This window comes from Acidobacteriota bacterium, from assembly GCA_009691245.1.
Lineage (GTDB): Bacteria > Acidobacteriota > Terriglobia > 2-12-FULL-54-10 > 2-12-FULL-54-10 > SHUM01.
The window spans coordinates 20,678-40,103 of record SHUM01000031.1 but is presented as its reverse complement, the minus strand read 5'-3'; the positions used below and the strand labels follow the sequence as shown (position 1 = coordinate 40,103).

Below are 19,426 nucleotides of genomic sequence, written 5' to 3'. Positions count from 1 at the left end.
TGGTGGGCCCACTAGGATTTGAACCTAGGACCAAGGGATTATGAGTCCCCTGCTCTAACCGCTGAGCTATGGGCCCGCCGCTGAAGCGCCGACAAAGGCGAACGCGCGGTGAATGGCGCACCGTTCGTACACCAATTCACGGAACACTCCTTCGATGATAAGGAATTTTCTCTCGCCGCGCCAGTTCAACTAACTATATTTGCCAGCAGATTCGGCAATTGACAATCTGCGCAGCGTGCCTTAGCTTCTAACTAACCCTTGCATGGGGAAGGACTAGCCGCCGCGATGTGGTCTCGGATCTCAGTAAATAGAAATGTGTATATCGCATTGCTAACCGTGCTGGCCTGCCTCGGCCTTTGGGGCAGCGCCTCGGCGCAGATGCAGCGTGAAATTCAGCGGCTCTTCCGCGATCTTCAGGATAATCGTCAGCCACCGAAGGATACCGAATTTGTCTTCGCGCGCATTCATTTCAACGGGCGCTACTCGCGCATGGGCGCGGGGGGATTCATGTTTCGTGGGCTGGAGGGCTGGGCCCACGACTATCCCGACGCGGAAGAGCACATCCTGCAAGTGGCCTCGGAAGCAACAAGCATCAACTTGAAGAAGGACTCTTACGCCATTGTCGACCTCAGCAGCGAAGATGTTTTCAAATATCCGTTCATCTATTTCAGCGAGGTTGGCGAGATGAACCTGCTACCCGAGGAGACCGTCAACCTGCGCGAGTACTTCAACCGCGGCGGCTTCGCCATGGTGGATGACTTCGACGGCGTGGGCCAGCTCGACTGGTTCCTCTCACAGATGAAACAGGTATTCCCGGGGCGTGATTTTGTGGAGATGACTATCGAGCATCCACTGTTCCACACCTTTTACGAGCTGCCCACTTTGAACGTGATCCCGCCCTACGAGACCGCCGCGCCGCCCAAATTCTATGGGTACTATGATGACCGCGGGCGGCTCTGCATGATCATCAACCTCAATCACGACCTCGGCGATTTCTGGGAGTGGATCGACCAGCCCATGTACCCACTGGCTCCTTCCACGGAGGCGCTGCGTTTCGGCATCAACTATTTTCTATTCGCACTGAGCCACTAGATGCTCCCTGGCACAACCTGATACAACCAGATTCATCACTCCGTTCCCCCTCTGATTCTTGCTGACAACCACATCGCTTTTCGCTTACCTTGAATTATGCCAGTGAAGTGGCCGCGCGGATTGGCGCCGCGAGTCCGCTAGCTGGTGGATGGCGGGCTGGACAATCGGAAAAATCTCCTCGAGCTTGGAACAATTAAAATGCGATCTGGAAAATTCTCGGTGCCTTACAACTATCTGATGCCACTTCTGGCGTTTCTCGCGCTGTCCCCATTCGCTGCCTGGGGCGAGCGCAGCAGCGCGACCGCATGGAACTTGCTGGCGGTAGCCTACCCGGACGCGCGCGACGTGGAGGTAGTGGTGGGCGGCTCGGAGCGCGCACTGACAGCACGCGGCTTGGTCAAAGTGAAGTGGCGCGACGGTGCGGCCACGGTGGAACTTGCAGCGGACCAATTGCCGGCGCCAGCAGACCTCGGCAAGACCGGAGGCCAGTATGTTCTGTGGGCGGTGGATCAGGATAAGAAGGTCATGAATCTGGGGGCCGTTCAACTGAACGGCAAGCGAATTAAGACTAGCGTGCAGGTTCCCTTCCGTATTTTCGGGCTGCTGCTCACCGTGGAGAGCGACGTTCAATCGAAGAATCCCGGCACGGCGGTGGTTCTGGAAAGCCGTCTGCCGGTAAATCCCGATCTGGTTCTTCCCGTTTTCAAGATTGAAGTACCACTGGGCTCATAGCGGAAATCAGGCGGACATTTCACGGGTCTTGTTTGCCTTCCATCTTTGCATCACCAGCACCAGCACACTGAGCAGCACCACGCCCAGCATCCACGGTCCCAAGCGAAGAATCCAATCCCATACTTGGCGCCCGTAATGAGCCGCCAAAAAGCCCACCAGGGAATAGCGGATCGCGCGGCCCACAATAAGTCCCAGCACAAAACGCCCGATGGGCTGGTTTAGAAGTCCTGAAGTCACCACGAACAATTTAAAGGGAGCCGGCGGTGGCATCAAGGCCGCAGCCATTACAGCCCACGCACCGTATTTTTCGAGCTGTGCCCGGACTTTCTGCATGCCCTCCGAGGAAACCCGCTTGCCCACCAGAGCGCGGCCACCGGCGCGCATGGTCAGACTAAGCACGGTGGCGCCACTGACCGAGCCAGCCATGGCAGCCAGCACGTAGATAGGCGTACTGCCTGGATTGGCGACGGCGAGCGTAACCAGCCAGAGGTCTACTCCGCCAGCCAGCGATAGGAAAGAAGAGTCGAGAAAGGCCGCTGGTCCCAGGCCCCAGCCTCCTAGCGGCACAAGAACAGTCTGCACCCATAGACCCAGTTGTTTCAGCCAAGCCACACGATTTATCCTCGAGGGTTCACACTAAGAGCGTCCACATTCTGAGTATTACAAATCTTTTCCAATTTATCGGCGAATCTCTCGGCGACTCCAGCAGGCGATGCTCGCAGTGCGGGCCATTTGCGCAGCGCGGAAGAGGTGGAATGGTTCAGGACGATAAATGACCGAGGCAAGACACAGAGCGCAGCGAGGCTGAGCGGCAAGCGGGCGGACTGATAGTCCGCCCGCATAGCCTAAAAACGCAGCATCAGTTTTCCTTGCCTTATGCGGTGCGTGAGGTCTACTGGAAGCTCTTTATAGCGGCGCTCTCGTCGTTAAAGATTTCAAAGACGGTATAGAGCTTGGTAACCTGCAGCAGGTCCTCAACCTTCTTGGTCAGGTTGAGCAGCTTAAGCGCCCCTTGCTGACTGGCGAGCGTGGAGTACCCGCGCACCAGCGCGCCCAGCCCGGAGCTATCGATGTAACTGACTTCTCCCAGATTGAGCAATATTTTCTTCTGGCCTTTACTGACCAGATCCTGCAACGCGTCGCGGATCGCCTCGGTAGGCTCGCCGAGAATGATGCGCCCTTCAAAATCGAGAACCGTAACGCCGTCCACTTGCCGACTCGAAAGCTTCAAACTCATGCTATGCTCCTCCCCTGTCTGTTGATCAATATTCCTTGCGATTTTTTTTACCATGCGGACTTCCGTGCCTTTGCCGGGCACGGGCCGAATGGACAAGCGATCCATCAGAGTCTGCATCAGCAGAATCCCGCGGCCGGAATCCCGCATAAGATTCTCCGGCTTGGTCGGGTCCGGAACCGCACCCGGATCGAATCCATTTCCTTCATCGCGAACTGAAATGGTCAGATCCGAATTATTCAACTCCGCCTTTACATGAACTTTCTTGGTGCGGCGTTTCTGATTCCCATGAATGATGGCATTGATCACGGTCTCGCGCACGGCCAGCTCAATTTCGCTACATTGCTGTGTGCCGCATCCGCACTTCAACGCGAAGTCATTCACCAGCTTTTCAACACGCTCCACGTTGTCCAATTCGCTATCCAGGACCAATTGCAACTTGTGGGACACGGTTCCCTTCGTTCTCCGTCCGGCTCCAGACTTTTGTTTCACCGCAGTGTGACGTGTCTTTGATCCTGTCATGGCGCGCTAACTCATTCTACAACGCGTGGAATTTTTCGCAAAGCCCGTGAACCCATGCCTGACTCCCTAAAAGGAGCTACCACTCCAACTTTACAACGTCAGCCGCGCCGGGTTGGAAGAAAATATCCGCGCGACTTAAGTCGAGGGTGTTGGTATTTTGCGATTAGTCCCGGATTTGCCGCGCTCGGTCTGAGACGTTCCAAAATTCATCCACAATACAACAATTTATTTCTTTTCAGCGGGTTGAGATTAGTGGGCACTTACTCACTGTGATCACTCTAGTACCACAGCCCCCCCCAAATTGAGACCTCCGATGGATTGGCCTGTATGGGCAATCACGCCATGATGGACCCATGACGCATAGGACCAACATGGACGCCGCGATGGCCCGCTCAATTTACAACAGTAAATTTGGGCGCACCAACGTGGCTCCACTAGATAAGGACAACAGGGTTGAGTCCGAATGTGTCAATGAGCTTAGATTCAATACCACACGGAGAGGAATTCACATGAATCGCTTGAAATCACTTATCGTCGCAGTCCTGCTGCTCACGGTTGGGGTGATCGCACCCCGCACGGTGCGTGCGCAGGGAAATTCCGAGGCGGCACATCTACGCCAACTGAATAACAAGCTGCTGCACCTCCACGGCCAGATCAATGCCGCTGAGAACAGCAATGGCAACTCGCTGCACAGCCAAGCCTCTGCAGTCATCGCCGAGCGCGTCGCGGCGCTGCAGTCGCTGATTCAGCAAGACCCCATGGCCGCGCTTGAATTGTCCTTCTACTCCACCCTGCTGGCCTCCATGACTGAAACCTTTCCGGCCTCAGCGTCCCAGTTCGAGTCGCACGGCAACTGGACCGGCCCGGTAGACTACATCATCTTGGATGATGCGACGCTGACCAAGCATCGCGTGGACTTGAATATGAAGGTCAACAACGAAATCGTGAAACTTCACTTTAAGGATAATGAGCCGACTTGGTTCAAATGCAACGACATTCTGACTGTCGCTGGCGTGCGCGCCGGCGCGGAAGTTGCCGCCGCCGATGGCAACGTGTCCGGCTCGGTGGCCGGAGCAAACTGCACTACTCTGGGCGACCAGAAGACGGTGATCATCCTCATCAATATGTTGGATAATCCCGCGACCCCCGCCATAGACCCGGTCTTGCTGCCCGCTGGCGCAACACCAACGATGTTGAGCAACATCTACTTCCAGACGGGCGGCCGCTCAGTGGATGGCTACTGGCGCGATGCATCTTACAACAAGGCCAGCGCCTCGGGCGTTGTGGTCGGTCCCGTTACCATTCCCTGGCACTCCTGCAATACTGATTATTACAACTTGCGCCAGGCAGCGATCAATGCCGCGGATTCGCAGGTGAACTTCACACAGTACACACGCGTAATGCTCATCTTTGCGGCTTCCGACTGCGGCTGGGGTGGATTGGGTACGCTCGGTTGCTCGACACTTAGCTCCGCCGACGGCAGCTTTCAGGCTTCGACTTCGTGGAACATTGCCGCATACATGCAAAGCATCGATCAGGGCGTGCAACTGGCCACCCATGAAGGCGGACACAATCTCACGCTGCACCACGCGGCAACCCGGTACTTTACCAATGCCACATCCGGCCTGCCCGAGCCAATCGGCCCGGTCGGCGTCGCGGGAACGCACAATGAATACGGTGATCGCCACTCCTCCATGAGCAGCTGGAATCTGGGCCACTATGCCGCGCCGCACAAGGAGCAGATCGGCTGGTTCGCCGGCAGCAACGTGCAAACGGTTGAGACCAACGGCAGCTTCTCCATTCAACCCTTCGAGAACATCACCGCCGGCGTGCAGGCGCTGAAAGTTCGTCGCGGCACCGGCAACAATGCCTGGATGTGGCTGGAGTTCCGTCAGGCCATCGGCCTTTACGACTCGACGCTGGGCGCACAGGTCCGCAGCGGCGCGCTGATCCATCACTCCGACGCTTCCACGGGAACCTTCACTCATCTTCTCGACTTCACGCCCAGCACTGGCAATAACTTCTCCGATGCCGCCAAGCTGCCGGGCACTGGCTTCTACGTCGATCCCTACACCAACCTCACCTTCAGCGTGGACAGCCTCACCGGCGCGGCTCCGTCGTCCGCACTGAATGTTACCGTAAACTATGGCGCAGTACCTTGCGTAACCGCCAATCCGACGGTGAGCATCACTCCGTCCAGCCTAAGCGGCGTAGCGGGCGCAGCGCTGAACTACACCGTCAACGTTACCAACAATGACTCGACCGGCTGCACAGCCAGCGACTTTGTGCTGACCACTGGGCTGCCCGTGGGTTGGAACACCAGTTTTGGTTCCAACACGCTCAACATCCTTCCGGGCATCACCAATAACACCACCATGACCAAGACCATCCCGGCTGGCACCGGGGCAGGCAGCAACACGGTCAACGCTACCGGCACTCGCGGGGCAAACACGGCGACCGCAACAGCCACTGCCAACGTAACAGTTCCGCCCGTTGCACCCACCACGACGATGAATCCCATCGGCGGTCCCTTCGCCAAACGCGCGAATGTCCCGATGTCGGCCTTAGCATCCATTGGCGGCAGCTCCGTGGTGTTCACCATCGTCAAACCGAACGGCACAACTACCAAAACCGCAATCGCCGGCGCGAACGGAATAGCGTCCACGAGTTACAAGCTGTCGCCAAAGGATCCCGTGGGCAGCTACTCGGTTACCGCGCGGTCCACTGCCAACGGTCTGCAAGGCCCGGTGAGCAACATCGTGACATTCAACGTCCAGTAGTTCACTGACCAACCATTAACCACAGCGGCGCTTCGGAGCAACTCTCCGGAGCGCCGTTGTGTTTTTGGGATTCCTCCACTTAAGCGCCGCCTTTACAGTGTTCCGTTTTAACCGCTAACATGTCAGGCGAGCGGGGGGTTCGCGGGCTATGGAATGTTACGACATCATCGTGGTGGGGGCGGGACCGACGGGACTGGCCTGTGCCATTGAGGCTGGGCGCGCCGGACTCAGCGCGCTGGTCATTGATAAGGGTTGCGTGGTCAATTCGCTCTATAACTATCCAACCGACATGACTTTCTTCACCACGCCGGACCTGCTGGAAATCGGCGACCTGCCCATGGTCAGCCTGCGCGAGAAGCCCACGCGCATCGAGGCGTTGAAGTATTACCGGCTCGCGGCGCAGCGCTATCAGATTCAGATCAATCAGTATGAAGCGGTCGCCGAGATATCCGGCGCGGACGGGCAATTCCATGTGCGGACCCAGCGGCAGGATGCGAGTGTTGGTCGCTACGAAGCGCGCAAGATCATCCTGGCCACGGGCTATTACGACATTCCCAATCTGCTCGGCGTTCCCGGCGAGGAACTGCCCAAGGTTTCGCACTACTACCGCGAGGCGCACCCTTACTACAACTGTGATGTCGCGGTGATCGGCGCGCGCAACTCGGCGGCCATCGCCGCGCTGGAGTTGCATCGCCACGGGGCGCGGGTAACCATGATCCACCGCAGTTCGCAGCTCTCCGACAAAATTAAATACTGGATTAAGCCGAACATCGAGAACCGCATCAAGAATGGGGAGATCAAAGCGCTGTTCGACACCAAGGTGGTGGAGATTCGCCCGGACTCGATTGTCGTCGCCCCGGTTCACGCTGATGCCAAGCCGGGCTCCGGCTCAACCGGGATGCAGGCTCTCAAGAATGATTTTGTACTGGCGCTGATCGGCTACCAGCCCGACACGACGTTCCTGCGGCAGATGGGCGTCACCATCGAGCCGCGGCGCATGCGTCCCTACTGCAACCCAACTACATTAGAGAGCAACATTCCGGGACTTTATCTGGCTGGAGTCATCATCGCCGGCCTCGACACCAACGAAGTCTTCATCGAAAACGGACGCTTCCACGGCAAGCAGATCATCACTGACATCGCCAAGAAATTGGGTAGGTAGCCACGGTGAGTGATTTTCTCGCCGTGAGCTTGGTTGCCGTAGGAAGGCCCACGGCGAGAAAATCACTCACCGTGGCTACCCGTGCAAAAGCAGATTTCGCTCCTCTGCCGGCCCTACTTCTCCGCTACGTGCAGGCCGCATTCCTTCTTGCCATCGTCTTCCCACCACCAACGGCCCGCGCGCGGATTCTCGCCCGGCTGGGTTGCGCGCGTGCAGGGCAGGCATCCGATACTCGTGAAGCCCTTCGAGTAGAGAGCGTGGCGCGGCACACGATTCTTGGCCACGTATTCATCCAGCATCTCCCGCGTCCAATCGGCGATGGGATTCAGCTTGATGATCCCGCCGTTGGCCGCGTCGATCTCGATCTTCTGCACATTGCCGCGCGAGGCCCATTGATCGCGACGCAGACCTGTGATCCAGGCATCGAGCGTGGCCAGCTTCTTCCCCAGCGGCTTCACCTTGCGGATGCCGCAGCACTCATGCCGATTCTCCAACGATTCGTAGAACAGATTCATTCCCTTGGCGTCCACCATCCCCTGCACTTCTGTCGCATCGGGGAACAACACATCCATGCGGATGCCGTATTGATCGCGCACGCGATCGATCATGTCGTAAGTTTCCTGGTGAACGCGTCCGGTGTCGAGCGTAAAAACCTTCAGCCCCTTCTCAATCCGCCAGGCGATGTCCTGCACCACCATGTCTTCGGTCTGCAAGCTGTTGGAGAGAGCAAGGCGCGGATGGAACTTTTCGAGCGCCCAGCGCAGCACATCCGCGGCAGTCTGTCCCTCGAACTGCGCGGCAAGCCGCGTGACTTCATCCTGTGTTAACGGCATGTCATGCTTCCTCATCAATTGATGTCAACCGGGTGAACCGTCCCGCGCATCTACTTAAAAATCTGAGCGCCCGCGAGAGCAAGCAACGTGATCAGCACGCGCTTGATGCCCAGTTCGCGGCCCTTGGGATCAAACCACTCTTCCAGTGTGTGCGCGCCACCGCCGGAGCCGCCGCCACCTACGGACACCGCGTCAATACCGAGTGAGAGCGGCCAATTCGCGTCAGTGGAGGAACAATGCAACTGGCTTTGGATGCCCAGCACACGGTCCGTTTGCTGAAACGTTTCCACCAACCGCGAGGGACGTTGAGCGTCTGCCGCCGGGCGCTCCCCCAACTGGACCAGGCGAGTCTCTAGGCCACCCGTGCCGCGGTCCATCTCCTGCGCCGCAGCCTCGCTGACAGCCTGATACAGTGCGGCGGTCAGTCGCTCAATCTGAACCATGTCGGTGGAGCGAATGTCCACCTTCATCCACGCCGATTGTGGAATCGAGTTCACCGTGCTGCCGCCTTCGATGAGACCGACACTCATCGTCGAGCGTGGTTCCAGGGAAAGTGGCATCTGCTCGATGCGAGCAATGATAGCGGCCAGCGCATGAATTGGATTGGCCCGGCCAAAGTCATTCCAGCTATGGCCACCGATGCCGCGCACCTCAACCAGAAACCGCCTGCTCCCAAGACCCGCGCTGGTAATGTGTTCCACGCCCGCGCCGTCGAGCACAATCACGCCCACCGCGTTGCGCCGCGCATCTGAAGTGGCGAACAAGTGGCGCACGCCGCGCAGGTCGCCTTCGCCTTCTTCTCCCACATTAGCGGCAAATCGAATCCCGCAGCCTGTGCGGAGGGGGCATTCCTGCATTACTGCGGCGACGGTCAATAATGCCGCCAAACCAGCGCCGTTATCGGTGATGCCGGGAGCATGGATGCGCGAGCCATCGCGTTTCGGCTGGATGGCGGTGTCGGCTGGAAACACCGTATCCAGATGCGCCGTTACCCAAATACGGTTGCGATTACTTCCGGGGCGGTCGGCAAGCACGTTGCCGACTTCGTCGATCCGCGTCTGCTTCAAGCCCAGGCTGCAAAACTGTTCCGCCATCCACTTGGCTCTCGCCGCTTCATGGAAAGTGGGCGCGGGAATCGCGGTCAGTTCCAGATGTCGCTGCTCGATCCAATGCCGTCGAGCTTCCACGGCGCGGCTAAGCTCCGCCCATTCCGCTGTGCGAAACAGAACGGAAGGGGCGATGAAATCCTGCCCCTCAACCGCAGCGGATGGAGAGGCGGAATGGGAAGAGAATGGCATGACGTCCAATGGTTTGAGTAGTTCTGCGGCGGTTCCGCGAAAAAAAGTAGTGGCGGACTAGAATTGCAAGGTGCCGGTCCGGGAATCGTAGCCAGGCGCGGGGAGATAGATCGACTTGCAGAATTCGCAGCGATAGACTTCGGCCTTTTCCCCATGCTGCCGTTTGACGTTGTCGCCGAAGTCATACCATCGCTTCAGATGGCCTGCGCACAGTTTGCCCTTTTCATCCTTTTCATTACATGCCCGCTGATGGGGCAGACGCGTCTTTACTTTTTGCTCCGGGCTGACTGCGGCTACCGGCGCTGGCGTGGGTGTGGGTGTGTCTGACATGCTGTGGAATCCTTCCCGCTCTATGTGCTGCCTGCCGCTCGGTTCTGGTAGCAAGGCAATGCATGCTTATAATCAACGAAATATTATTTTAGCCGAAATTCGCCGATCTCATCACGGTATTCGACATGCACCAGATGCAAGCCTCGCGCTGGGGCCGTGGGGCCGGCGCGGCGGCGGTCGCGTGCGGCGATAATTTCAGCGATCTCATGCACCTGGCGACGATGGTGGCCCATCTCAATCAGCAGGCCAACAATATTGCGCACCATGTGTGTGAGGAAACCGCTCCCGCGAACCGTGTAGACCAGCTCTTCGCCGAGCCGCTCCATGCGGGATTCAAAAATAGTGCGGACAAAAGTCCTGTTGGGCCGCAGGCCGCTCTTGTCCACCGAGGCGAGAGAACGGAAATCGTGCGTGCCCGCGAAATGCCCAGCGGCCTCGATCATCAACTTCTCGTCGAGTGGATAAGGATAGGGGTCAACGAAGCGCACCAGCCACGGCGAGCAGACCGACGCGCGGTAGATGCGATAGCGATAGGTCTTGGCGACAGCGTCGAGCTGCGCGTGGAAATCATTGGCAACCTCCACGGACGACAGGACTCGAATGCTCCCCGGCAGATGATGGTTCAACGCGCGAACCAGGTTCGCAGCCGGAATCGGCGATTGCAGCCGGACGCTGGCCGCCTGCCCCAGCGCATGCACCCCCGCGTCGGTACGCCCTGAGCCGCGGACTTGGACCAGCTCGCCTGTTATCTTCTGAAAGGCTTCGGTCAATTGACCTTGGATGGAGGGCAACCCCAGCTGAATCTGCCAGCCGGAGAAGTCCGTGCCATCGTAGGCCAGCCGCAACAGAACATTTTTTCCCGAATGCTCGCGCGATATTTCTTCTGCGACAATTTCGGACATAGCAGCGATTCCTTGATCTCTTCCATTGGGGGGGGGCAGTGAGGACACGCGGTTGCAAATCAGTTTGTATTCCACACCCTCACTGTCCGCCTTTATGATGATAGTATGATCCTAGGTAAGGCTGACGCTTCTCCTATTCGCGCTGGTCGAGCCCCACAGGAAAATCTGCTCTGGAGACGGTGAAGAAATCATGCCGGAGAACCATTTTGATTTGCGCCAAGCTGAAGAATTGTTGCCCGAGATCGCAGGGCTGCTGCAAGCTGCCATCGATTGCAAGCAGCTCCTGGATGAAGCGGGCCGCGAGCAGGCGAAGTTGATCGAGCGCATTGTTCGCATGGGCGGTGTTCGGGTGGATTTACCCGAAGCGCTGGCGATAAAAAAGCGCAAGGAGAACGCGCTCGAACGGTTGCGCGAGCATATCGAAGTTGTACAGGAGTACGGAGTACTCATTAAAGATCTCGACATCGGCTTGATCGACTTCCCTACCCTGATCGGCGGTCGGGATGCCTATCTTTGCTGGAAGATGGGTGAGCACGGCATCCGGCACTGGCACTATACCGACGAGGGATTCGCCAGCCGTAAGCCTCTCGACGACAAACTGATCCACGCGCGGCAGCGCCGCACGAATCAATAAACGGCATTCTCTGATTGCGTTGAACTGCCCGGCAATATTAAGGAGACGACTATGCGCAGCGAATGGTTGAAAAAAAGGGCTGGCGACGCTTCGCCGACGCAACTCCGCTATGCCCGTCAGGGCATCATTACCGAAGAGATGCGTTACGTTGCGGAACGCGAGTGCGTGGATGCCGAGCTCATCCGGCAGGAGATCGCGCGCGGCCGCATGATCATTCCCGCCAATATCCATCATGAAAATCTGGAGCCCATGTGCATCGGCGTTGCCTCGAAGTGTAAGATCAATGCCAACATCGGGAACTCGGCGGTCATCTCGCACGTGGAGGATGAACTGGAGAAGCTGCACGTCTCCGTTCACTACGGTGCCGATACCGTCATGGACCTATCGACCGGCGGCGACATCCCCGGCATCCGCAAAGCCATTCTGGCGCAGTCGCCCGTGCCCATCGGCACCGTGCCCATCTACGAGGCGCTAACGCGGGTGCGCAGTGTGTACGATCTGACGGCGGCGCTGCTGCTGGAGGTGATCGAAGAGCAGGCTGAGCAGGGCGTCGATTACATGACCATCCACGCCGGAATTCTGCGCGAGTTCATTCCGCTCACCACCGGTCGCATCACCGGCATCGTCAGCCGCGGCGGCTCGATTCTGGCGCAGTGGATGACGCACCACAAGAAAGAGAATTTCCTGTTCGAGCATTACGATGACCTCTGCAAAATTTTCCAGAAGCACGACGTAACATTTTCGCTCGGTGATAGCCTGCGCCCCGGGTGCCTCGCCGACGCCAGCGACGCCGCGCAGTTTGCCGAGCTGAAAATCCTCGGCGACCTGACCAAGCGCGCCTGGGAATATGATTGTCAGGTAATGGTGGAGGGCCCCGGCCACATTCCGCTGGACCAAATTCAATTGCAGGTGGAGAAAGAAAACGCATTGTGCCATGAAGCCCCGTTCTATACGCTGGGTCCGCTGGTTACCGATATCGCGCCGGGTTATGACCACATCACTTCAGCCATTGGCGCGGCCATGATTGGCTGGCACGGCGCGTCCATGCTCTGCTACGTAACACCCAAGGAGCACCTCGGCCTGCCGAACCGCGAGGATGTCCATCAGGGTATCATCGCCTACAAGATCGCCGCGCACGCCGCCGACGTGGCCCGCCATCGGCCCGGCGCACGCGACCGCGACGACGCGCTCTCCCGCGCACGCTACGCCTTCGACTGGAATAAGCAGTTCGAGCTTTCGCTCGACCCGGCCGTCGCACGCGCCATGCATGACGAGTCGCTGCCGCAGGAAGGCTATAAGTCGGCCCACTTCTGCTCAATGTGCGGACCAAAATTCTGCTCGATGAACATTTCCCAGATCGCACATGGTGATCTGGCCGCCGACGAAGCGCTGGCTGGCGCGCCGCCAGCCGAAACTTTGGTTCCGCTATCAGGGGATTAGCTGCCCCGCCGGACGCAAGTTAATTCATCGTAATTTTCCGCGCAAAATCTTCAGGCGGTCGCGGTGGATTATTGCGGAGTTGTGTAGCCCGTGGCTGCGCAGCATTTCCATAGAATCAATTTTCATCCTGACACTATCCTGACACTACCCTGCACTACATAGAGGAGCTTTGATGCAAGTACATTTTGCGTATCACCACGTAGTCCGAACAGCGCAGATCGACAAGACCATCGCGCTCAATACGGAGAAGCTGAATAAATACTTGAAGCACTTTGAGCCCGACCTGGTCCATCTGCACGGCGTGCTCGAATACAATTCGGCGAAAGATATCCCCACTTGCTCGCTAAATCTCTCCCTTCCCTCCGCAGTGCTGCACGCCAAGGAGACTGACGACTCAATCTTGTCGGCCCTGCAGGAGTGCTTCAAGGATTTACTGCGGCAAGTGAACAAGCACAAAGCGTCTCTGCGCCGGGAGGCCACTTGGCATCGCCATCCGCCGCTGAAAGTCCGCGCCAAAACCAAATCCACGCCACGCTCCTGACCATAGCCAAGAGTGAGTCGCGTGTGTGGCTGGTGAACTTGACACTGCTGCGGAGTAGCCACTAAGATTGTTGTTAGGCTTGATTTTCCAGCTTGGCCGTATCTTCGAAAGCTACTTGTATTCATTAGGTTGCGGAGATTGATGGAAACACTTGCAGGCAGAACGCGGGGCACGCTGCTAGCGGTGGTGCGAAAGCACATTGATACCGGCGAGCCGGTTGGTTCGCGCACCATTTCGCGTCAGTGGCCAGACAGCATCTCGTCGGCCAGCATTCGCAGCATCATGCTGGACCTCGAAGAAGAAGGCTGGCTGGAGCAGCCGCACACCTCTGCCGGACGCATCCCCACCGAAAAAGCTTACCGTTACTACGCCGGCCAATTCGATTCGAGCGAGCCGCCCGCCAAGCCCGACGAGGATTTGATCATGGCCAACCTCGGCGCTCATCTCGGCGGCGGGGGGGAGAATTCGGACGAGGAACTTTTTGAGAAGACCTCACGGGTTCTCTCGCTCGTCTCGAACAATCTCGGCGTGGTCGTGCGGCAGCCCGCCGGCAAGGCCGTCATGGAGCATATTCACTTCACCAGCCTCGGCGAGCGGCGCATCTTGGTCATCCTGGTTTCTCCCGGCATACCGGTATTGCACCGCATGATCCGAGTTGATTTTCAGATTGCGCAGTCTGAACTGGCTGCGGCCGCCGAGTATCTCAACGCCAATTTCCAGGGTTGGGAGCTGGAAAGGATTCGCGAGAAATTGCACGAGCTCCTGACGGCAGAGCGCCACACTGTGGACGGGCTGGTCCTGGCGCTACGTCAGTTGAACAATCGGGGAATGTTGGCGGAAACGTCTCTCGCGGATGTTTTTCTTGAAGGCGCGTCCAACCTGATCGGACGACCGGAGCTGGCCGACCCGTCGCGGTTGCGTGAGCTGATTCACGCGCTTGAAGAAAAAGAAAATTTGGTGCGGCTGCTGAATGAATGTATCGCCAGCGGATTGACTGCCGGGGAGTCCCCATTGCAAGTGATCATTGGCCTGCCTGGCGCCGCGCCGCAGATGCGGAACTTCGCGCTGATTGGCAGTCTGTTCCCCTGGCCCGGCGGCACGTCGGGGCGCATGGCGATTCTTGGTCCCACACGCATGCCCTACGACCGGGCCATTCGTGCGATAGGATTTATCGGCAGGCTTTTCCGCGAGCAGGCTGCCAACTAGAACTCTTAAAGGAAACCCATGAACGACAACTTGGAAAATCAGGAATCCGAACAAGCCCAGACCGGCGCCGACCAGGAATCAGCCGCCGGAGATGCGACTTCCAGCGCCTCGGTAGCCGAAGAAACGATTCGCCAACTACGCGAGGATAATCGCCAGACCACTGAGCAGATGCTGCGCAAAGTGGCCGAGTTCGACAATATCCGTAAGAGGATGGCGAAGGAGAAGGAAGAGTTTCTCCAGTACAGTCTATTCGCCACGCTCGAGTCGCTGCTGCCTGTTCTGGATGGTTTCGGAATGGCTATTAAGTCGCCAGGCGAGGGAGAGAATTATCGCAAGGGCATCGAGATCATTTACCAACAATTTCTGACAACGCTACAGCGCCTGGGCATTGAGCCGATAGAAACGAAGGATCAATTCTTCGATCCCAATCTCCACGAGGCCGTCGCCGCAGTTGAAACCGAGACCTATGAGGATCAACAGATTGTCGACGAGTTGCAACCGGGCTTCATGTACAAGCAACGATTGCTGCGGGCGGCGCGCGTCCGAGTGGCGCATAATCCGAAATCCGGGGCGGTGAGAAACTCCGGCGAGGGCCGTGTCGATGATTCCGGCGATGAAACAATTCTGATTCTCGATTAGTGCCTCAGCTACAACACCCTATCTAAAACATTATGTCCAACCGAAGCGGCCACGCCAGCGAGAAACGAGACTATTACGAAGTCCTAAGTGTGTCCCGCATCGCGGCGCCAGAAGAGATCAAGAAGGCCTACCGGAAACTAGCCATCCAACATCACCCAGACAAAAATCCGGACAACAAGACTGCGTCAGAAGAGAAGTTCAAAGAGGCCTCGGAGGCATACAGCGTTCTCAGCGATCCCGGCAAGCGCAGCCGTTACGATCAGTTTGGACACGCCGGCCTCGGAGGCGCTGCTGGTGGGTTTGATCCCACACAGTTCACCGATTTCAGCGACATCTTCGGAGACATGTTCGGCCTCGGCGATCTGTTTGGCGGAGGGCGCGGGGGCGGGCAGCGCTCACGCTCGCGCCGCGGATCGGACCTGCGATACAACCTGTCCGTCACCTTTGAAGAAGCCGCTTTTGGGGTGAAGAAGCAGATCAGGATTCCGCGCAATAACACTTGCCCAAAATGTTCCGGATCTGGTTCGCGCGCGGGCTCCAAGCCGACGACCTGTCAACGCTGCGGTGGAGCGGGACAGGTCCGCACACAGCGCGGGCCGCTGATCATGGCGCATACCTGCTCGGCCTGCCAGGGGCAGGGCCAGGTGATTTCCGATCCTTGCAAGACCTGCACCGGACAGGGAATAGTTGCCACCGAGCGCACCATAAGCGTTAGCATTCCCGCCGGCGTGGATAACGAAAATTCATTGCGGGTCTCGGGCGAAGGCGAAGCAGGAATGAACGGCGGCCCCACTGGCGACCTTTATGTACTGATCCACGTCAAGGAGCACACGGAGTTCGAGCGCGAGGGGCAGCATGTTATCTCCTCTGTGTCCATTGGTTTTGCGCAGGCAGCGCTGGGAGCCACCATTAGGGTAAAAACTTTGGAAGGCGAAGAGCCTTTGCACATCCCGGAAGGAACCCAGACCGGAGCGCGCTTTCGGATAAAGAGTAAAGGCATTCCCCAGGTGAATGGGCACGGCCGCGGCGATCACTTTGTTTTTGTTCGCGTCGTTACTCCCACGAATCTTACCCGTGATCAGAAGAAGCTATTGGAAGGTTTGGCTGAGGAGACCATCGGCAACGGCGATCAGTCGGAAAAAACACTTTCGCAAAAGGTAAAGGAACTGTTTTCTTAGGCCCATAGCTGGTGTCAATATCCGATCCGCCGCCGATTCTCCAGAATGTGCCGGATTGCTTGCGCTGCGGAGGCCACAAGAGACTGGACGCGTCGTCCCAGCCAGTGCTAGGATTTGGACATCACGTTTTAAGAAATCACCTCAGCGGCAGGCGAGGACAAACGCAGGATGGCATTCCCAAACCCTTCAGTTACCGCCAAACTTCTGAACGAAGAGCAGTGCATCTCCTACCTTGAGAGTCTGCGCTGGCCCGATGGCATCACTTGTCCCAACTGCGGGAACAAGAAAGTTTCGCGGTTCCAGGCTAAGGGCAAAACCGGCAAAGTCCGGCACATTTGCCAGTGCTTGAACAAAGAATGCAAATACCAATTTTCGGTTACGACGGGCAGCATCTTTCACGACAGCCACCTGCCCCTTTCCGAATGGTTTGAGGCCATGCGAATCCTTGCTGATCCGAATGCCCCCATCTCCGTCAATCAGTTGAGATTTGTCCTCGACGTTCAATACAAGACCGCCAAGAATGTTGCCGACCGGATACAGCACGCCCTAGCGGCTGGCACAGTTGAGGTCGTTGCGATTCCCGCAGCGGCCAAGTCCGTAGCAGCCCAGTCCGTAGCAGAGAGTCCAGTCAAGAGGCCCCCCTTGTCCCTCCCAGCTATGCGGCCCCCATCCATCCCCATTTCTGCGCGGCCTGTGGCCAAGGACCGGAACGATTCGATCAAGCCCACTGCGGTAACTCCACCCGCGGCGCGGCCCACCATGGTGGACAACATGTTGTCGGTTTTCACCTCGGCGGTAAATCTAAGTGTAAAACCTCCACTTGCAGCCGCTAACTATTTGAAAAAGAAAATACTTAATTAGTTGCCATTTGAGCCGCAGCACGCGAGGTTGGAACAACCACACCATAGCCCTGACAGAAAAAGAGCCGCGACCGTAAGGGAGCCGGACCGTTCAATGGCCACTTGTAATTATTGAACGGGTTCGCTCCCTATGGTCGCGGCTCTGCCAAACCATTTCGTAAGCGGGCTAGGTAAGTCCCCAGACATTCTTCTCCGGCTGCAGGCAGACCATGCCGACTTGTTGCGCCAATCCAGATCCAGAATGGCCAATCCAAACTACCTGATAGAGAGCCTTTTTCCAGTTCCGCTTCAACTCCAATTCAATGCCGGTTCCCGCCAGGAATCCGAGCCCCTGCAGGCGTGCTCCATTTCTGCTGATATTGATTGACAGAGTGGACTGCATAAAAGGATTGCCCAGTGCATCGACGCCACGCACCCACACTCGTCGCGCTTCCGGGAAACGAGTCTGCACTCGCGATGCATTCCCGACACGGCCTTTGGCGTAGAATCCTTCCATCTCGGCGAAACCAAGGTTGCTGTCTTTGGCGGAGGCGGCCTGCTTGACCGCGCCTTCGTTTGCTATCACTGGATACTCCAGAAGCGCGCCATGCACTGCGCAATCAAACGACCACCGTGTTGCCAGTATCTCCGTTAGTGGCTCGCTGCGGCCCCGTAGGATGATCCACTGATCCTGATTGTCATACGGACATTTCAGAAGAATCGAGTAATCCCTGATCTCCAACTTCCGGACGGACACCAAATTGGATGGCCGGATTTCAGCAATTAACAGCGGCTTCAAAACTCCCGGTTCGAACGCCGTTAAAGCTTTCATCGGGTGAACTTTAGTTTCAGAAATTGGGGTCTTGGCAATTGGTTCTGGTTGATGAGTCATCCGGGACTCCGCCGACGATGTGGCAAATGAATCCACGGCGGGGAATGTAATGTTCCAGAAATCCACCTCCGGATCGAGGAACTCGACGCCATAGGTGTAGCTGCCCCGTTCATCGCGGAGCATAGCCACCACGCGGGCATCTTCCTCGCGCGCCGTCTCCGGGTTGAATAGGCCCACCTCTTGATCCGGAACCAAGCCCTGCTTAACGACAATCATGGCACCGTGCTGACTCAGCAGCAGCGTGGAGGCATCCGCGGCGAAGTCGCGCCCTTCCACGTTGACTCCAGACACCTGGACCGGCTTATTGATTGGAATTCTGGCGCTCCGCCGCACCCCATTTTGAACCGAGATCATAGCCTCACTTGCTCCCTGCAATAACACTATTCCATCTGATTTGAGAGTACGCAGCGACGCATGGCAGTGTCAATCCAACAGGTCTCACTGCCCGTCCCGGAGTTGTGTCAAGCGGAAAGGACCTCCGGTCGAGAGATGCCTGGGAGATCCACTAATCCCATGGGATCAAGTAATTTCTCCGCCAAAGACCAAAAATTCAGTAGAATAGCGGCTGACTCGTCCATTTCTAATCGAAGCACGATTTGGAGGCCTTTATGCAACGATCATCCCGTACCATTGCCCGTTTGGCAGTTGGATTCGCGCTTGCTCTGCTGACACCGCTCTACTCTGGACGGAGTGCGGCACAAACTCCAGCCGCCCCCGCCGTGGCTGTTGACAGCGACGACATCGGCGGGCGTGTCATCGGATCCAGCGGACCGGAGGCGGGCGTATGGGTGATTGCCGAAACCACCAACCTGCCAACCAAGTTTTCCAAGTCCGTGGTTACGGACGATCAGGGGCGCTACCTGATTCCCGACCTGCCGGCTGGGCAATATAAAATTTGGGTTCGTGGGTACGGCCTGGTTGATTCCACGCCGATGGAAACCGTCCCGGGAAACATCCTGAACCTCGCAGCGCAACCTGCGCCTTCGCCGCAGGCGGCGGCCAAATATTACCCCGCCATTTACTGGTACTCGATGCTTGATGTCCCGCCCAAGAGCGATTTCCCCGGCACCGGCGCCACCGGAAACGGCATCCATCCAAACATAAAGAATCAAGCAATGTGGCTGAAGTCGATTAAGACGGACGGCTGCGTCACCTGACATCAGCTCGGCAAC

The 19,426-nt window shown here is 57.5% G+C and carries 19 protein-coding genes and 1 tRNA gene; 12 read left to right on the top strand and 8 right to left on the bottom strand.

The genetic code is table 11. The features are described from left to right. Positions 1-76, bottom strand: a tRNA-Met gene (locus tag EXQ56_09010). Between the two features lie 209 nt (positions 77-285). Between EXQ56_09010 and EXQ56_09005 the strand changes: the two genes are divergently transcribed. After that, positions 286-1,092 carry a DUF4159 domain-containing protein gene (locus EXQ56_09005; protein MSO20585.1) on the top strand — a complete coding sequence of 269 codons (807 nt, stop codon included), beginning with the start codon at positions 286-288 and terminating at the stop codon, positions 1,090-1,092. Between the two features lie 198 nt (positions 1,093-1,290). Further along, positions 1,291-1,824 (top strand): hypothetical protein, encoded by a 534-nt coding sequence (locus tag EXQ56_09000; GenBank protein MSO20584.1) that lies wholly within the window; start codon positions 1,291-1,293, stop codon positions 1,822-1,824. Positions 1,825-1,830: 6 nt separating this feature from the next. Here EXQ56_09000 and EXQ56_08995 read toward each other — a convergent pair whose 3' ends face one another. After that, positions 1,831-2,436 carry a hypothetical protein gene (locus EXQ56_08995; protein MSO20583.1) on the bottom strand — a complete coding sequence of 202 codons (606 nt, stop codon included), beginning with the start codon at positions 2,434-2,436 and terminating at the stop codon, positions 1,831-1,833. 280 nt (positions 2,437-2,716) lie between these two features. Next, positions 2,717-3,580, bottom strand: coding sequence for an STAS domain-containing protein (locus EXQ56_08990; GenBank protein ID MSO20582.1), 864 nt, complete (start codon positions 3,578-3,580; stop codon positions 2,717-2,719). A 509-nt stretch (positions 3,581-4,089) separates the two neighbouring features. On the opposite strand from EXQ56_08990, the gene EXQ56_08985 reads away from it, so the two are divergent. Further along, the gene (locus tag EXQ56_08985) at positions 4,090-6,360 is read left to right on the top strand and encodes a hypothetical protein (protein MSO20581.1); all 2,271 of its coding nucleotides are present in this window, start codon (positions 4,090-4,092) and stop codon (positions 6,358-6,360) included. Positions 6,361-6,508: 148 nt separating this feature from the next. Next, on the top strand, positions 6,509-7,522 hold the full coding sequence (gene ypdA, locus EXQ56_08980; protein ID MSO20580.1) for a YpdA family putative bacillithiol disulfide reductase: 1,014 nt from the start codon (positions 6,509-6,511) through the stop codon (positions 7,520-7,522). Between the two features lie 113 nt (positions 7,523-7,635). Here ypdA and EXQ56_08975 read toward each other — a convergent pair whose 3' ends face one another. The 4 genes from EXQ56_08975 to truA form a co-directional block, all read right to left on the bottom strand. Continuing rightward, positions 7,636-8,355 (bottom strand): phosphoadenylyl-sulfate reductase, encoded by a 720-nt coding sequence (locus EXQ56_08975; protein MSO20579.1) that lies wholly within the window; start codon positions 8,353-8,355, stop codon positions 7,636-7,638. Positions 8,356-8,405: 50 nt separating this feature from the next. After that, complete coding sequence (locus tag EXQ56_08970) at positions 8,406-9,653, bottom strand: M20/M25/M40 family metallo-hydrolase (GenBank protein MSO20578.1); 1,248 nt, start codon at positions 9,651-9,653, stop codon at positions 8,406-8,408. A 57-nt stretch (positions 9,654-9,710) separates the two neighbouring features. Next, positions 9,711-9,983 carry a hypothetical protein gene (locus EXQ56_08965; protein ID MSO20577.1) on the bottom strand — a complete coding sequence of 91 codons (273 nt, stop codon included), beginning with the start codon at positions 9,981-9,983 and terminating at the stop codon, positions 9,711-9,713. An 83-nt stretch (positions 9,984-10,066) separates the two neighbouring features. After that, a complete protein-coding gene (truA, locus tag EXQ56_08960) occupies positions 10,067-10,885 on the bottom strand; it encodes a tRNA pseudouridine(38-40) synthase TruA (GenBank protein MSO20576.1) in 819 nt (272 codons plus the stop codon). Positions 10,886-11,075: 190 nt separating this feature from the next. Between truA and EXQ56_08955 the strand changes: the two genes are divergently transcribed. The 7 genes from EXQ56_08955 (at position 11,076) to EXQ56_08925 (ending at position 17,384) form a co-directional block, all read left to right on the top strand. Next, complete coding sequence (locus EXQ56_08955) at positions 11,076-11,519, top strand: DUF2203 family protein (GenBank protein MSO20575.1); 444 nt, start codon at positions 11,076-11,078, stop codon at positions 11,517-11,519. A gap of 51 nt (positions 11,520-11,570) precedes the next feature. Beyond that, positions 11,571-12,959, top strand: coding sequence for a phosphomethylpyrimidine synthase ThiC (gene thiC / locus EXQ56_08950; GenBank protein ID MSO20574.1), 1,389 nt, complete (start codon positions 11,571-11,573; stop codon positions 12,957-12,959). Between the two features lie 172 nt (positions 12,960-13,131). Next, on the top strand, positions 13,132-13,500 hold the full coding sequence (locus EXQ56_08945) for a hypothetical protein (protein MSO20573.1): 369 nt from the start codon (positions 13,132-13,134) through the stop codon (positions 13,498-13,500). 141 nt (positions 13,501-13,641) lie between these two features. Beyond that, on the top strand, positions 13,642-14,706 hold the full coding sequence (gene hrcA / locus EXQ56_08940; GenBank protein MSO20572.1) for a heat-inducible transcription repressor HrcA: 1,065 nt from the start codon (positions 13,642-13,644) through the stop codon (positions 14,704-14,706). Positions 14,707-14,724: 18 nt separating this feature from the next. Then, positions 14,725-15,345 carry a nucleotide exchange factor GrpE gene (locus EXQ56_08935; GenBank protein MSO20571.1) on the top strand — a complete coding sequence of 207 codons (621 nt, stop codon included), beginning with the start codon at positions 14,725-14,727 and terminating at the stop codon, positions 15,343-15,345. Positions 15,346-15,377: 32 nt separating this feature from the next. Further along, positions 15,378-16,523: a molecular chaperone DnaJ gene (gene dnaJ, locus EXQ56_08930; GenBank protein ID MSO20570.1), complete on the top strand. Its 1,146-nt coding sequence runs from the start codon at positions 15,378-15,380 to the stop codon at positions 16,521-16,523. Positions 16,524-16,691: 168 nt separating this feature from the next. After that, positions 16,692-17,384, top strand: a complete 693-nt coding sequence (locus tag EXQ56_08925; GenBank protein MSO20569.1) for an IS1595 family transposase — start codon at positions 16,692-16,694, stop codon at positions 17,382-17,384. 165 nt (positions 17,385-17,549) lie between these two features. Here EXQ56_08925 and EXQ56_08920 read toward each other — a convergent pair whose 3' ends face one another. After that, positions 17,550-18,608 (bottom strand): PilZ domain-containing protein, encoded by a 1,059-nt coding sequence (locus EXQ56_08920; protein ID MSO20568.1) that lies wholly within the window; start codon positions 18,606-18,608, stop codon positions 17,550-17,552. A gap of 254 nt (positions 18,609-18,862) precedes the next feature. Between EXQ56_08920 and EXQ56_08915 the strand changes: the two genes are divergently transcribed. After that, on the top strand, positions 18,863-19,411 hold the full coding sequence (locus EXQ56_08915; GenBank protein MSO20567.1) for a carboxypeptidase regulatory-like domain-containing protein: 549 nt from the start codon (positions 18,863-18,865) through the stop codon (positions 19,409-19,411). Positions 19,412-19,426 lie beyond the last annotated feature (15 nt).